The following is a 16038-nucleotide window of genomic DNA, read 5'->3' as shown; positions in this document are numbered from 1 at the left end:
TTTTGACTGCTAGAGTTATGTATTTGATTACATATAATTAATGTCAAAGGCTAGAACTATGGGAATCGCGTATCACACCTATATTGGCAAGCAGGTCACTCACTTGCCCAATCTCCCCTGCCGAGCGGCAGGAAATGTTTCTCTGAATACACCAGTAGGCAACTGCATCGATCGCTTCGGCCGCATCTGGCTGGCAGACACTGCACACAATCGTTTGTTGGTGTTCGATAGGAAAATGAAAAAGTTACTCGCCAGTTTTGGTTCGGTAGGAAGTGGCAGCCAACAATTTAATATGCCTTTTCGCCTTCTTCCTCACCCAGAAAAGCCATGGATTTATGTCAGTGACATTGCCAACAAACGCATCCATATCCTTGAATACAACCAAACACTAAACATTCGATCCATTCACCGCTTCGGTGCAGGTGAACCCGTTCACCTCGAGGGGCCAAATGGATTAGCGTTTTATGAAGGGAAACTATGTGTCGCTGATGAATTTTACGAAGGACCCGACAACGAAAGCCGTTTGGTCGTGTTCGACGAAAATGGAAACTGGCTAAGGGATATTAATGTCGTTCATGCACAAGAAGCGGTGCATTTTCTGTGGCCACAGGGTCTGAGCTGCGATAACAATGGCCACTTGTATATTGCGAATACTGGGTTCGCCACTGTGGTTCGCTGTGATTGGGATGGCAACCCAGTCCCATTTGCCAACGGAAAAACATACCTAGATGACATCGACCTTGCTCGCGATGTATCAGTCATTGATGACCGCATACTCATTCCCGGCGCGAAGCAGTACTCTGTATCGGTCTACGATATTGACGGGCATTACTCAGGCAGTTTAAGTGGATTCTTCTCGCCGATTCAGGTCACTAAGATGCATCAGGACGTGTTACTGATCACTGAGCCCATTCTCGCTTCACTACAAATTCATAAAGTTGATTGGTCCGACTTATCACCAGAACTACCAACAGCGACTTTAGTAATCGACCAGTTAGGTGATGAGCGGGATCGAAAAGGCCAGCTTCACTTCGTGACTTCGGTTGCCGGCGATACCTCACCAACCGCTCAAGGTGGATACACCAGCCAGTACCCTATGGTCAGCGAATGGTGGGACCAACACTTCCAGCAGCAAGATAAATGGCTCAATTCAATACATCAGCTCGATGCACCATCTTGGGTGTCGATGACATTGAGCACGCAGCTAGAATGGACGCAAAGATGGCAGCAAACCTGGGTACGTATCTTCCTTGGCGACAAATTCGATGATCCAAACCAGTTGCTTTGGTTAGTGGATGCCGGTAACTATCAGCTTCAGGCTACTGAGCGCAGCCAACCAGATGCAGCAAGACCGGGTAGCTTACCGCTTCTTCCTGGCTCTTTGGGCATCTGCTCACTTACGCCTACCACGCCGTTAATTGGTCAGCTTAACCCTGATCTCCCGTTACTGGTTGTGAGTAACTACATCAGCGGCATTATTACCATTTACCAATACGATGAATTCATCGGCGAATTAGTGCCTTTCAGTTACTTTGGTGGTTTAGGTCACGCCGACTGGCAACTGTTTAAACCTCAGGGAATCGCGGTGGATCCGATCAGCCGAGATATATACGTCGCTGACTCCGGCAATAATCGCATCTGCCGCTGGCGATTAAACGCTCAGGGGATTGCAGGCCTAGTGAGTACCTTTGGTCAAAAAGGCCATGGTGACCAAGATTTCTTTACTCCAACCGACATTACTATCACGCCAGACGGGCAAAAATACATTACGGATCAGAACAACAACCGAGTAGTCATTTATGACCGTCATGACAAATACGTAGGCAGCTTTGGCCAACAAGGTTACGGCACAGACAACGACAACTTCTTGTTGCCGACCAGTATCGATTTTGATGAGGGTAAATTGTTTGTATCGGATTTGGTCAACCGCGCGATTAAAATCTTCGATCAACAAGGCCAGTTTATCGACAGCTTTAGTGGATTTGGCGCGGATCCAAGTAAAGGTGAACTATGGATGCCCTACCTTCTCCATGCGCACAATCAAACCCTTTACTTACCTGACTGCGCTTTAAATCGCGTCAACGTGTATAAAATCAGCTAAGGAGAGCGCCATGACATCAGTATTCGACAAAGCGAAGACCAAACGTTTGAAGCAAGCGACAACTGACATTTCTGAACAATCGGTGGAGGCTAGTGACAAGCTGATTCAGCAGTACCAGTGCGTCACTGAACACTGCCTCAATCAGCCATCGTCAAAAGAAACCCGTAAAAAGCTCGAGGAGTGGCACAGTGCCCATCAGGCTCATGCCATTAATCACACCCTGTCTCCACCACATGAGAACTAAAAAAGCGAGCCGTATGGCTCGCTTTTTTATGCGACCTCTGAGACGGGTAGCCTGTCTGATATGACCTTGCCATCCTTAATCGTAATAATGCGTTTGGTACGTTCAGCCAGCGCATTGTCATGCGTAACGATAATCAAGGTTCGTCCTTCCGCATGTAACTGATTAAACAAAGCTTCGATTTCAGCACCAGACTTGGAATCCAGAGCACCGGTCGGCTCATCTGCCAAAATAATCTGCGGATCGTTAACCAGTGCTCGAGCAATCGCAACACGCTGTTTTTGGCCACCGGATAACTGATTTGGTTTATGATCGAGACGATCACCCAGCCCAACCTGTTCAAGCAGTTTAGCCGCGCGCTGGCGACGCTCTTTAGCTTTGATACCTGAGTACACTAAAGGCAACGCGACATTATCAAGCGCCGTTGCGTATTCAAGCAGGTTGAAGCTCTGAAAAACAAAGCCGATTTTCTGGTTTCGTATTCCCGCTAATTCATTAGCACTCAGTGTTGCCACGTTCTGCCCATCAAGCAAGTAATCGCCATCGGTTGGTTTATCCAAGCAGCCGAGCATATTCATCAGAGTAGATTTACCCGAACCTGAAGGGCCGAGAATAGAGAGAAACTCGCCCTGCTCAATCGTCAGTTCTACACCATCTAGTGCCCGAACTTCCACTTCACCGCTTGAGTAATACTTACAAAGATTCGTTAATTGAACCAATGCATTATCTGACATAGTGACTCCTGATTTTTTGACCACATCATTCACTTTGTAACGCCTCCATAGGTGTCACCTTAGCGGCGCGATTCGCTGGCAACCACGCTGACGCCACGCCTATGACAACCAGAGTCGCAATCACAATTGCCACTACAACCCAAGAAAGCTCTGGGACAGGTTTGCCCAAGCGTTCATAAAAAACATTGCCTTCGAGACTGACAGAACTAATTGCAGATACCAATGCGTAAGTGACTGCAAGCCCGAGAGCCCCACCCATCACCATCGTCATGAGCGACTGAACCAGATAGTGGAGCCGAATCGCCGTCGGCGTCGCGCCCACAGCCATTCGCACACCAATATCTCGGGTTGAACGTTTCACGGTAGCGTACATGACATTGGCAATACCGACTCCCGCAACCGCGAGTGTGACAAAACCAATGATGCCAAGAAAGCTCTGTAAGCCAACTAGAAACTGCTGCATGCTTTTTTGCTTCAAGAACATATCTTCTACTTGAACAATCTGCTGATCAGTAACACTGGCACCATGCTTGCGCGCTATCACCTGACGAATGGTTTTCGCTAATTTGACTCTATCAACACCACTTTTTGGTTGAACATTAATACCAGCTATATCACCACTAGTATGAAAGCGCTGCCACGTGGAGAGCGGGACAAAGCTGGAGTAATTAATGGGATCACCCTGCTCAATATCGGCACTGTTTTTTTCCAGTACTCCAACCACTGTGAACTCTTCACTGCCGATTTTGACCTTTTCCCCAACCGGATTGACTTTCAGTGTTACAGTCGCAAACCAGTTAAAGTCATCTTCTGGGTTAAACAAATCTGCAGCTAACAGATAGCCAAGTACAACAACTTTACGTTGTTCTTTCTGATCAAGCGGGTTGAGCCAGCGACCACCCGAAAGCGGAGCAAGGTTGGTCATAGCTCGAAAGTCAGTGGTGACTGCAAGTGGCTCTCGCCATGTACCGCGATCGCCAACCGTGATGCGCTCATCCCATAGTGCCGTCGGCGCTACAGCTTTGACTTCCGGCAGCGCTCTGACGACATCGGCATCATCGACTTTTAGCGTCAGCGGCTTGCCCTGATGGAACACGCCATAATCTACGGTTGCCATCCCACCTGTCAGGTAGATCAAATTGCCATTACCATTTTGCGCGGTTTTCAGCACTCCCTGGCGAATGCCCTCTCCCACAGCTAACATGGCCGCAATACATAAGGTCGCCCAAGCAACTGCCAATATTGTCAGCCCTAACCTCAGCTTTTCTGCTGCCATTTCCTGAAAAATCTGTCTCATTGGTAGCAACATTGTTTAAGCCCTCGCACTCAGCGCTAACACCGGCGTCAGTCTCGAAGCTCGTCTTGCAGGGAAGTAAGACGCCATTAACGCTAATACCACGGTGACCAGTAATGACAACGCAATCGAGTCAGGGGTAATCACTGGCGAACCAATCCACTCTGGTAATGCAACAGTGCCCAATAGCGCCACCAGCGCAAACGAGATCATTAACCCCATGGCAGTTCCAACGGCGACCAGTATCAACCCCTCAATGATAAACTGGCTCAGTATTGACACCTGTGTTGCCCCTATCGCCAATCGCACACCGATTTCTCGGGTTCGTTCAGTGACCGAAAGGAACATAATGTTCGCTACACCAAGTGCCCCCACCGCCATTGTCATTGCACCGCTGGCTCCAAGAAATATTTGAATCCCGCGAAGAATACCGCTTATCACAGCTGCTCCCTCACTAAAGTCAGGCAAACGCACCGCATCCTTATCACTTGGGTCAAAGTGGAGCTGCTTAGCGTAAAAGCGCACAATACTCTCTCGGAACGAGGCAGAGTCCATACCATCTATCGGTTTCATCAACAGCATCCAAGGTTTATCGTTCCATAGATCGCGATAGGTGGTTTGCGGGATGAAAACTCTGCGGCTATCACCAAAAGAAATACCGGTGTCTTCGTCGCTGAGTACACCAATAACCAAGAAAGGAATGCCATTAACTTTGACCTCCTCACCAATCCCGATACCACCCATTTTGGCAATCTGATCGCCCAGCACTGCAACGCGAGTGTGGCTCGCAATGTCACTCGGTGAAATATTGCGGGAACCCGTCTGAAGTTTCCGCTCTGCAAGAGCAAAGTAAGCAGGGTCAATCCCACTCACGGCGCGAGCTAAATTTTGTCCTTTGATATTCGTGACACTGGCATCCCACTTGGCATACACGGACGCAACTTCCTTAACAAAGCCCGACTGCTTAATCATCTCGACTTTATCTTGTGGAATATCGATTTCACGACGCGATGGTAATCCTTGCCAAGGCTTACTGGTTTGAGACGGGAAAACCACCTGCACGTTGTTCACCATAAATGAAAAAGACTGGCTTTGATGACGGTAGAATCCTTCCCCAAGTGCAATCAGCACCACCACAGAGATAACACCCCAAGCGATCGCAATAATGGCCAGAATGCTTTTCATCCGATGCGCGATCAGAGTCTGCCAGGTTTGCTGAAGCAAGCTAATCATGAATGAAAGGCCTGAGAAATGAGGGCCATCGTATTGTCGTCGAGCTTACCAGCCGTTTGCAGCAAACCAACGCGTTGACGCCAGTAGTTGTAGAGGTTGTTTTGCAAACTGTTCTTCGCATCAAACAGATTGTTATGAGCATCAATTACTTCCGATGCTTCGAGAAGTCCAGCATCGTAGAGCTTTTCCTTACTGCTCAACACCTTAGCACGGGACTCAACCACCTCATTGGCCATCAGAACCTGATTCCAATTGATGTCGACCTGAGTAAACTGCTGGACAATGCGTTTCTGAATATCAATTTCAACCCTGCGCAAGTCCTGCTTAGCACTCAATATATTCAGAGACGCTTCGTCCACCTTAGCGCGCGTCGCACCGTTGAGGTCAATCGGCACGCTCAAGGTTAGCCCGGCATTAAACTCTCCGTTAGAATATTTGTCATCGTCGCTGTAGCCAAGATTACCCTTTACCGTTGGGTAATAGCCGCCTTTGGCTGATTGGCGTGCGAACTCGCTGGCTTTGACCTTTTGTGCGGCAACTAACAGCTCTGGGCTACTGTCTTTCGCCAACTTAAGCCATTGTTCTTGGGACTCAACCAACATCGGAGGCTGAATCAGGTTATCGGTTCGAATTTGGTCAACATGCTCAGGCATCTGGTTGATGAGCGCCCCAAGCTCAGCTCTTTTTTCTTCTAGCTTAGCCTGCGCGCTGAGGATTCCCGCTTTATCGGTCACCAGAGTGGCTCGAATTTCTTCAACGTCAATCGATTTGACTTTACCCGCCTGGTAACGTTTTTCGATAATCTTCAGCAGCTTATTACCTTCTTCCAGCTTATTTTTTGCCAGTAGAAGGTCACCTTGCGCACTAGCGACATCAAGATAGGTCGCCAATAGCTTCTGGGCTAATTCATTATGAGCCTGAGATAGCTCCAGCTCCGTTCGCAGATAGTTTGCTTGTGCTTCATCTAAGTCAGACCAAAGACTGCTGTCCCATATTGTTTGGGATAACGTCGCACCATAGGTATTGGTGTTATCACTGTCTTCATTCCAGTTTGATGATGCAGTCGCACTTAAAGATGGCAACAACGAGCTGCGGCTGGAAGCTACACCTGTTTCACTGATCTGGACGCCAATCTTGGCTTTTTCGTAATCGGGATCACTCTGTTTCGCTTGCTTCCAAGCTTGTTCAATCGAAATGGCATAGCTGGGGAAACTCAAGATTGCAGCCAGCAATGCACATCCAAAGTATGAGAGATGATGTTTAGCCATGGGCGGCTCCCATCATACTGTTATCGATAATATCTTCACCGAGCTCAACGCCTTCCAATACTTCAACGTTGATTCCGTCTGACAGACCAAGCTTGACCTTCTGCTTGTGGAAACCTTGCTCTGAACTATCCGGGATCAGCACATTTGGCGTGTCCCCTTCAAATTGCAGTGCACGCTCTGGCAAAGTCAGTACATTTTCAGATTTTTTGAGCGTGATCTTTGCTGTAGAAGAGAATCCCGAACGTAATGTAACGTCTTGTGGAATTTTCAGTTCCCCAACTTCCACTTCAAAGCCATTATCGAAGCTCTTTACTGTCGATGTATCCTCTGGTGAATTGAGGTTCTCCGATTGAATCGCTACCTTAGTTAAGACCCCTTCGATTTGTACATCAGGGTATGGTGCTACCGTCAGTAGAACTGGCATTCCCGGTGTTAATTGCGCAGCGTCGTGCTCACTCACGCTGCCTTTGAAAATAAGGCTGTTCATGTCTGCGAGAGACATCATTTCTGTCGCAGCCTGACTCGACTCAGTTGAAATGATCGGTTCGCCTACTTCCACTTTTCGGTTCAACACTGTGCCATCAATCGGCGCATAAATGGTCGAAGTCAGACGAGCATCACCGATGGATGCCTCACCGCTTTGAATCAACTCAAGGTTTTGACGTTTTTGCAGCACTGCAGCTTGTGCTGATTTCACTTCCGATCGCGCGCTAACGTAATCATCGTAGTTGCTTGGAATAATGTCTTGCTTAACTAAGCTCTCTAAGTTCGCTAGCTTTTGCTTAGCCGACTCCAACGTTGCTTCACTGCTCATCAGCTCTGTTGAGGCATCGGTTAACGCTTGTGGTGTAGGGTTGGGACGAACTTTTATCAGCGGCTGTCCTTGCTTTATGTTTTCTCCGACCTGCGCATAAATCTCCCCAACAATACCGTCGATCTGAGACTTAATGGAGACTGAATGCGCTGGGACAATTTTACCCACCGCTACGGCTTCCTTCTCAATGGTGCCTTTCTCCACTGCCAAAGTAGGAAACGCCTCTGGCTGAGCAGAGGATTGCAGATAAAAATACGTGCCACCGCCGAGCAGCGCGATGCTCGCAGCAGACAAGAGCCAACGTTTAGCCATGCTTTACTTCCAATGATTTTTATATGTAGCCATCTGACTACCCTGAGATTATTAAGTTCCGAAAATCATACAGCGTACTGAAGCGTGAAATACAGTCACAGTTTGTATGAGTTTGTAGGCCCGTTCTGACAATAAAAAAAACGGCCTAAGTAATACACTTAGGCCGGTCTACAGGACAGTAAATTAATCTAAATTTATTCTGACAATTTATGAACGCAGTTTTTCCGCAATTTTCCGGCCTTGCTCTTGGCCATGTTCTACCAGAGCGCCTTTGTAATCTGACTTAAAGAAGCTACCATCGACACAGCCAGATTGTTCAATCATCGGCGCCTCAGAAAAGCTCACTCGAGTATCAACAATTTGCTCGCCATTAACGTTATACATCGCATAGTGCATGGCGGATTTGGTGTAACAACCACCGCCTATCAGAAGGCTTTTTGAGTCCGTCGCGTATCCGGTATCGCTCACTAAAATAACGGCATCAACATTCAAAGCACGAGCGACTTTACTCGCCCACAACTTAAACTCTTCTCGATCTTGGTAACTCATCACTTCAGCGTGACCATGAGGCAGGCCAAGATTAACGTAACCCGCAGGCACTGCAGCATGTCGGCGAATCGAACGCTCCATTGTCATATGCTGAGAACTGGCTAATTTTAGGCTCAACTGCTGATACTCAGTGTTATCTGCCACTTGCTGTGGCGTGAGGTATTGCCAGCCCGTTTCATCACTTAACTCACTGAGCATTGCAACCAAAGAGATGTCCGCGGCTTCTTGCCCGTCGATCTGTTTTTGAACGTGAGAAGTTGAGTCCATCATATTCACGACTTTCTTTGCCGAGCCATCCAACAATTGGCTCGCCATGGATAACGCATCAAATGCCATGACTTGTTTGTCCTCGGAAATATCCTCTGGATCTCTGACATCACGTACAATGGTCTCCGGAACGGAATACATCACAACCGCGACTTTCTTCACCTGAGCAAGCTCGGTCTGGTTAATCACGTTACGTGTACACCCTTGTATCATTACCACTGCACTGACCAATGTCAGTAGAACACTCTTCTTCATCACACCCTCAATTCATTCTTAACCGTATAAAGTGAGGTTAGTGTCCAAGTAAGCTGCAACAACTACAAATAACGAATCAACACAAAACAAAATGGATGTTTAATTTACATTTAAGAGTTTGAATTTAAGACATAAATAAATTTATCGTTTTTAACTTTTTGTCTTTTTTGACATTTAAAATCTGGGGCGGGCGCGACCAAAAAGCGCCAAACATAAAATAGGGATTATCATTTCTCGACTCAGCATCTCATTTATTAGAAAAGCGCTTAAATGTTTTGCACCCAAGCATCATATAAAACCAGTTGCACTTATGATTTCAGCAGCATATCACTACTCTACACACGCAATTTTTTCCCCAATCAATTGAAAAATAATTACAAAGGTGAAGTATGCGTAACGTTAATTTACTTATGCTGTTTCCAATGGCTTTCGCTTCTCAAGCTGCCAACGTTGTTGACTACTCTCAAGTTGACCTTTCCCAAGTCCTTAATCCGCCGACAACACGGGCATTTTCAGCACCCAATCAGCCGCTGGCTTATCAAGATGCTAGCCGTGTGAAAGCTGGCCCGCAGACACTGCTTCGAAAGCAACAGTTACACTATGGTGTCCCGGTTTACGGCCAGTCTTTAGTCGCACAAGTTTCCGCCCAAGGTACAGTGACACCTGTTGACGGAAAGGTCCTAACAGGCATTGATGCCGATATTGGCTCTACCTTACCTATGCTCAACGCAAAGCAAGCGATAGAGCTGGCAAAAGGCAATAGCCAAGGCTTTGCTTCTCAAGCGATTCGCGATCCAAATGCTGAACTAATGATCTGGCAAGATAAGCAACAGATCGCTCGTTTGGTCTACAAAGTCGACTTTATTCAGATGCATGGTATGGGGCCTTCAAGGCCGATTACTTTAGTCGATGCTAAGTCCGGTGACGTGCTTGACCGGTGGGAAGGGATTGCTTTCATTGAAGCGGAAGGGCCTGGTGGTAACCGCAAAAGTGGTCGCTACTACTTTGGACCTAAAACGCAATACGGCGGCTTTGAAGTTAACCAGTATTGCCAAATGGACAGCCCAAATGTCGTCACACTCAATATGAACAACCAGCAATACGGTGGGCAAGTTCATCAGTTTGACTGTAACGTCAATAACTACCGTAGCGTGAACGGGGCCTACGCTCCAATGAATGACGCACACTATTTTGGTCAACGCGTTTTCGATATGTACATGGATTGGTTAAACACCCGACCTATTCAGCAGAAACTGACCATGCGTGTTCACTATGGCTCTAACTATGGCAATGCATTCTGGGATGGTCGTCAGATGACCTTTGGTGATGGTAACCAGTCAATGTATCCACTGGCCACGTGGGATGTGATTGCGCATGAAGTCAGCCACGGCTTTACAGAGCAGAACTCTGGACTGGAATACCGAGGTATGTCGGGTGGGATGAATGAGTCCTTCTCTGATGTAGCTGCGGCGGCACTCAGCCAATACGTTCATGGCAGCTTCAACTGGAAAATGGGCGAACATGTCATGAAGTACTCCGATGCCATGCGTTACTTCATTCAGCCAAGCAAAGACGGCGTCTCCATTGACCATATCAACCAGTATTACAATGGTATCGACGTCCACCACAGCTCCGGTGTGTTCAACAAGGCGTTTTACCATCTCGCGATCAGCTCAAACTGGGACATCAAAAAAGCGTTCATCGCCTATGCCGCCGCTAACCAACTTTACTGGCGACCAAACTCTGATTTTCAACAAGGCGCTGAAGGTATTTGTAAAGCGGCTCACGAACTGGGATACGACACTTCCGCGGTGAACAACGCATTCGCTCAGGTGGGTATTCAGGTGACACAGTGCGCTTCTGGGAAGCCAGATCCTGAGCCGACACCTAACCCCGATATCGTAAGCTTACAAATCAATACACCAAGTGCGATTGAATCAGCGGGTAATGACGAGCAGCACTTTGTGTTGAAGAATGCACCAGCTGAGGATATCTGGGTACAAACCTATAACGGTTTTGGCAATGTTGATATGTATGTCGCGATAAATCGCCCTGCTTCACTGTCGGATCATGATTGTGCTTCCACCAACCGCGATAACAACGAATACTGTGGTTTCAGCGGTGTAGGTGATGCCGATGTTTATGTGATGGTCACAGGTGCGCGTAGCTCCTCAGATGCTTATGTTGGCGTTAGTGCCTATCTCGAAGAACCGACACCAGAACCACAGGACTTGTGCGCCAACTTAGAAGAATGGTCACCTTATTACTATTACCCACAAGGCACCGAGGTGCAGTCCTACGGGAACCGTTTTATCGCCACCCAAACTAACTGGGGAGCCGACCCTTACAGTTACTACTGGTACTGGTCATTTGAAGGCAGTTGCCTGCAATAAACGGATGAAAAAAGAGCCCGCACGCGGGCTCTTTAGTAAGGAGAGCATTGTTATTGTTTTAGTGATTTATTTCCAAGACCACTGACTGCCATTGACGTCAGCTTGGACCAACCAACTGTTGGAGTTCCATCTCAACGCGTTATCTAAGCTATTTTTAAGCTGGCCATTTTCCATTCGCCATGTCTGATTTGGGCGCTGGCTACAAGTTTCCATAGTGATGCTTGAGCCTTGCTGATCCAGACATAGACCAGGTGCTACCTTGCTGATCATCTTACCTTCAGTCGTTAGTTGCCAAAGTTGGTTGTCACCGCTGTGACAACTCCAGCCGTATACTCGAGCTCCCGGAGTGGCAGAACTTCCTTCAACGTCCAGACACTGGCTACCTTGAGTAGCAATTTGCTTCCATTGCTCTGCTGGCTTCTCATCGCCTGAAGCCGCACTAAACAAAGCTGAAACAACAGAAGTCATAGGTTGAGTATAACGAGACGCTTTAGGTGCTCTATCTTGCCAGCTCTGTGGAACTGACTGAGTCACATCCCATTCGCCACTGCCGTCGTAGTAAGACTTCGCTACCGCTTCAGGGGTTGGTGTCCAAAGGAAATCAGGGTGACGATTCTGATACCACTCGCCTCCGATCACATTGCCCTGCGCATCCAATTCCAAATCGTAGTAATACGTTACTCGCGATACGCCATCAAGCTTTGGCTTGTCGTAGTTTCGATGAGTTGGATTCGTCTCTACCATATAATCAACAACCATCTGTACACCAACAACTGAGACAGCACGTGATGCACGATACTGGGTGAACTTATCTTTTTTGTAGTCCGCCATCGCGATGGTCACATCGGCTGGATTGCCTGATGAACGATTGGTCTCTGGGTTAAAGTACTTAACCTGATAGCCAAGGATCGGCTGGTTCCAGACTTGGTAATCATATGTCGCATCCATAATCATACTACGACCCGTAATACCGATCTGGTTGAGTACAGATAAGTGCCAACTTGCTGGGTTGTTGTCCACACAGTCAGGTTCGATAACACGACCATTTTCGTCTTTTTCAGGGTTCTGAATATTACAGCGACCACCAATAAAACGTGTATTGAACGGCGCTTCAGCCCAAAGCAGTGTGCCTAGAGCTTTAACGTCTGACGGATAGAACTTAAGCATCTCTCCATTAGCATCAGGTACTATAATCGACTTTTCAGGACGAGGAAGCATGTAAGCCGCCGCAGCCCAGCCATGGCAAAGTCCCATCCAACGCTCTACTTTACCCTGAGATTCATAGTAACCTTTACCCGAGTCCCAAGAACGCTTAGTCAGCGTGAAGTTTTTATCCCCGACTAATAAGTCATACTTCTCTGCCGGAGAAAGTAAGTGGCGCTGCTCGCTCGAGTAGCTATCCAACGGTTTGATGGTATGTGAAAAATCGTAGTATTCCTGCCAGTCTGACGCGTAAAGTTCACGGTCAGAATAACGCCACGCGGCTGCGCCGGAGTACAAAGGCCAGTAAGTATCAGACCAAGGCTGAACGTCCAGATATTTTGAATCTGGTGCCGCACTATCCAATTCAACCAGATTGCGAATCAGTGCATTACCCACATCAACCAGACGCGCTGGGTTATCGTTGTTCAGGTTTGCTGAGAATCGAGGAGCAATGACTGGCTCTGCTCTCTCCATAACCGTTTCACGCATTTGATCTCTGAAGCGCTCAAGCTCTTCAGCACTGATGGTTTGATATTCGTCTCCTTCTTTCTCTGGTAACGCATCCATGACTTTTTGCGGATTGGCGTGAAACGCCGTCATAAATGCATCTATGCGTGCATTGTCCGCAACAGCGGTCAAAGGCACCGAGATAGACAACAAGGTGATGATTTTTTTCATTATAAAGCTCTACGTTGTTAGTTTTTATGTTCTATAAGCCAGAGTGATACCTCGACTCTGGGCGGCACGTAGAGTGGTGATCTTTGTTCCGCAAATCAATCGGGAAAATCAACCAAACATCAGAACCGTGAATGATTCCAACAAAAAGCAGGCTGGGTACTTCAGTGTTTATCTAGAGCGATTTTTATTTATATATGAGAAGGTTATTTGCAATACCCTATTTCTGTTAACTTTGTTGCGTCGATAAAAAATGCCCGCACAAGGCGGGCATATCGATAACTTGGTTAAATTTTACTCTTCGTTGAGCAAATCTAAGAAAAAGGCGTATTCAAGTGCGTCTTCTCGTAAACGCTTAAAGCGACCAGATGCGCCACCATGCCCCGCCTCCATGTCTGTTTTAAACAGCAGCACATGATCGTCCGTTTTCAGTTCTCGCAATTTCGCCACCCACTTCATTGGCTCAAAATACTGAACTTGAGAATCATGCAGGCCTGTTGTCACTAACATGTTCGGGTAGCTCTGCGCTTTGACGTTGTCGTACGGCGAGTAGCTCAGCATGTAATCGTAGTATGGCTTGTCATTCGGGTTACCCCATTCATCGTATTCATTGGTTGTCAGGGGAATAGATTCATCCAGCATGGTTGTTACCACATCCACAAACGGGACATGAGCACCAATGCCTCGATACAGATCCGGTGCTTGATTTATAACGGCTCCCATTAATAAACCACCCGCCGATCCACCGACGGCAAACACTTTGTCTTTGGCACCATAACCAGCTTCCGTTAAGCCTTTGGTCACATCGATAAAGTCATTGAATGTATTTTGTTTGGTCAGTTTTTTACCGTCTTCATACCAAGGTCTTCCCAAAATTTCAGAACCACGAATATGCGCTATCGCATAGACGAATCCGCGATCCAGCAAGCTCAAACGCGCTGAACCAAAAGTAGGATCGATCGTATGACCATATGAACCATAACCGTATTGGTAGATAGGATTGGTGCCATCTTTCTTGAACTTATCCTTACGATAAACCAACGAAACTGGCACTTTCTTCCCATCTCGAGCGGTGATCATAATACGTTCAGATTGGTAGTTATCGGCATCAAAATCACCAAGTACTGGCGTTTGCTTCATGATTTCAGATTCACCTGACTTTAGATCGAAATCGTAATACGTCCCCGGTGTCGTCAGGCTACTGTAGTAAATACGAACCTTTGAGTTATCGAGCTCTCGGTTGCCAGTCATGTAAGCCGCAAACGCGGTGTCGTTTAAGGCTAATGGAAACTCCTTGCCCGTCGAAAGCTGACGCACCTTAACCGTGGTTAAGCCGTCTTTACGCTGCTCATAAACTAAATGGTCTTCAAACAGCGTAAAATCGACCAGTTGAGTTTTATCATCCGCGGCTATCACTTCCTGCCATTTCGAACGGTCATGCATCTGATCCTTATGCACTTTCATTAAACGAAAGTTCACAGCCTGATAGTTGGTGTAGATAAAATACCAGTCGTTCAGCTTAGCGATGCTGTACTCAATGCCTTCCTCTCTCGGGTAGAAAGGTTCAGCCTTGGCTTTAGGATCATTGGCGTCAATGACAGACACCCCACTTGTCTCTGTACTTGAGTGGAAGATGTAAACTTGTTCGCCGTCTTTACTCTTGCCTAAAGACATGTAATACGCGCTGTCATCTTCTTGGTAAATCAGCTCATCACTGCTTTGTGGAGTACCAAGCACATGACGATAGACCTGGTAGCCCAACAAGGTTTGAGGATCTTTCTTGATGTAGTAAAAAGCTTGATTGTCATTTTGCCAAGCCACACCGCTCGATGCCCCTTCGACTTCATCTTTGAGGTATTCGCCTGTGGCAAGGTCTTTGACTCTAATCGTGTAAATTCGGCGGCTTAGGGTATCTTCACCGTACGCCAGTAAATTCTCATTTGGGCTAACGTACAAGCCACCCGTACTGAAAAATTCGTGCTCTTTCGCCAGCTCATTGACGTCTAAGATAACGGTCTTATCCGTCCCTGAGAAATCTTTGGCGCGCTGGTAGATAGGGTACTCATTGTCGCCAGAGACTTCGTTCGAATAGAAATAGCTCCCTTCTCTTACAGGAACTGAACTGTCATCTTTTGCAATACGCCCTTTGATCTCTTGGAATAGTTTTTCCTGTAGCTGTTCAGTGTGCTTTAACACCGAATCCGTGTATTGATTTTCTTTTTCGAGATGCGCCAAGATCTCAGGATCTTTTCGCTCATCGTCACGCATCCAGTAGTAGTTATCTATACGGCGCTCACCGTGATTATTAAGCGCATAGGGTTCTTTCTTGGCCACAGGAGCCGGAACTTGCTGAACCGCGAGTTCTAATTGAGAAGGTTGAGCCACAGTTTGAACTCCTTGAGAACTGCACCCGGCAATAAGCGCCACAGATACAGCTAATGTAGTTAAGGGAAAACGCATCTATCGATCCTTAAAAGCGTCCATCAAGCTGAAGTAGCCCACTCAGTGAACGCGTCTGTAAAACAGCCTAGATAGTGAAACACTACTGTTATAAAACTCAGCAACGAGCCACCAATATCTTATATTTAACAAACAGTTACGCTATCAAACATACATTCAAGGTTCAAATAGTACGAAGAGTTATTATGTCGAAAGTGAGCAATCACTGACAAGATAAAATTGGACAGGCGTAGGGCTTA

11 protein-coding genes are annotated in these 16038 nt (G+C 47.1%); 3 read left to right on the top strand and 8 right to left on the bottom strand.

What is annotated here, in order from left to right:
- The first annotated feature begins 58 nt into the window (after positions 1–58).
- The gene (locus FIU99_RS05465; RefSeq protein WP_039951650.1) at positions 59–2101 is read left to right on the top strand and encodes an NHL repeat-containing protein; all 2043 of its coding nucleotides are present in this window, start codon (positions 59–61) and stop codon (positions 2099–2101) included.
- Between the two features lie 10 nt (positions 2102–2111).
- A complete protein-coding gene (locus tag FIU99_RS05460) occupies positions 2112–2345 on the top strand; it encodes a hypothetical protein (RefSeq protein WP_006959142.1) in 234 nt (77 codons plus the stop codon).
- 26 nt (positions 2346–2371) lie between these two features.
- Here FIU99_RS05460 and FIU99_RS05455 read toward each other — a convergent pair whose 3' ends face one another.
- The 6 genes from FIU99_RS05455 to FIU99_RS05430 form a co-directional block, all read right to left on the bottom strand.
- Positions 2372–3076 (bottom strand): ABC transporter ATP-binding protein, encoded by a 705-nt coding sequence (locus FIU99_RS05455; protein ID WP_006959144.1) that lies wholly within the window; start codon positions 3074–3076, stop codon positions 2372–2374.
- A 25-nt stretch (positions 3077–3101) separates the two neighbouring features.
- Positions 3102–4385: an ABC transporter permease gene (locus FIU99_RS05450; protein ID WP_006959145.1), complete on the bottom strand. Its 1284-nt coding sequence runs from the start codon at positions 4383–4385 to the stop codon at positions 3102–3104.
- Positions 4386–4388: 3 nt separating this feature from the next.
- Complete coding sequence (locus FIU99_RS05445; RefSeq protein ID WP_006959147.1) at positions 4389–5603, bottom strand: ABC transporter permease; 1215 nt, start codon at positions 5601–5603, stop codon at positions 4389–4391.
- Positions 5600–6871, bottom strand: coding sequence for a TolC family protein (locus tag FIU99_RS05440; RefSeq protein WP_039951651.1), 1272 nt, complete (start codon positions 6869–6871; stop codon positions 5600–5602). Before FIU99_RS05440 ends, FIU99_RS05445 begins: the two co-directional genes overlap by 4 nt.
- Positions 6864–7997 (bottom strand): efflux RND transporter periplasmic adaptor subunit, encoded by a 1134-nt coding sequence (locus FIU99_RS05435; RefSeq protein ID WP_006959152.1) that lies wholly within the window; start codon positions 7995–7997, stop codon positions 6864–6866. The genes FIU99_RS05440 and FIU99_RS05435 overlap by 8 nt, the downstream gene beginning before the upstream one ends.
- Before the next feature lie 207 nt (positions 7998–8204).
- The gene (locus FIU99_RS05430) at positions 8205–9068 is read right to left on the bottom strand and encodes a hypothetical protein (RefSeq protein WP_039951653.1); all 864 of its coding nucleotides are present in this window, start codon (positions 9066–9068) and stop codon (positions 8205–8207) included.
- A gap of 389 nt (positions 9069–9457) precedes the next feature.
- Here FIU99_RS05430 and FIU99_RS05425 point away from each other — a divergent pair, with 389 nt between their 5' ends.
- Entirely contained in the window at positions 9458–11461 is a 2004-nt protein-coding gene (locus FIU99_RS05425) for a M4 family metallopeptidase (RefSeq protein WP_152472090.1), read from the top strand.
- Positions 11462–11527: 66 nt separating this feature from the next.
- Here FIU99_RS05425 and FIU99_RS05420 read toward each other — a convergent pair whose 3' ends face one another.
- Together FIU99_RS05420 and FIU99_RS05415 are read right to left on the bottom strand one after the other, a co-directional pair.
- Positions 11528–13342: a ricin-type beta-trefoil lectin domain protein gene (locus FIU99_RS05420; protein WP_099609785.1), complete on the bottom strand. Its 1815-nt coding sequence runs from the start codon at positions 13340–13342 to the stop codon at positions 11528–11530.
- A gap of 291 nt (positions 13343–13633) precedes the next feature.
- Entirely contained in the window at positions 13634–15799 is a 2166-nt protein-coding gene (locus FIU99_RS05415; protein WP_152472089.1) for a S9 family peptidase, read from the bottom strand.
- Positions 15800–16038: the final 239 nt, after the last annotated feature.

Origin of the sequence: Vibrio sp. THAF64, assembly GCF_009363455.1 — a bacterium.
Lineage (GTDB): Bacteria > Pseudomonadota > Gammaproteobacteria > Enterobacterales > Vibrionaceae > Vibrio > Vibrio coralliilyticus.
Note: the sequence above shows the minus strand (reverse complement) of the source record. Positions and strands in the feature narration are given on the sequence as shown.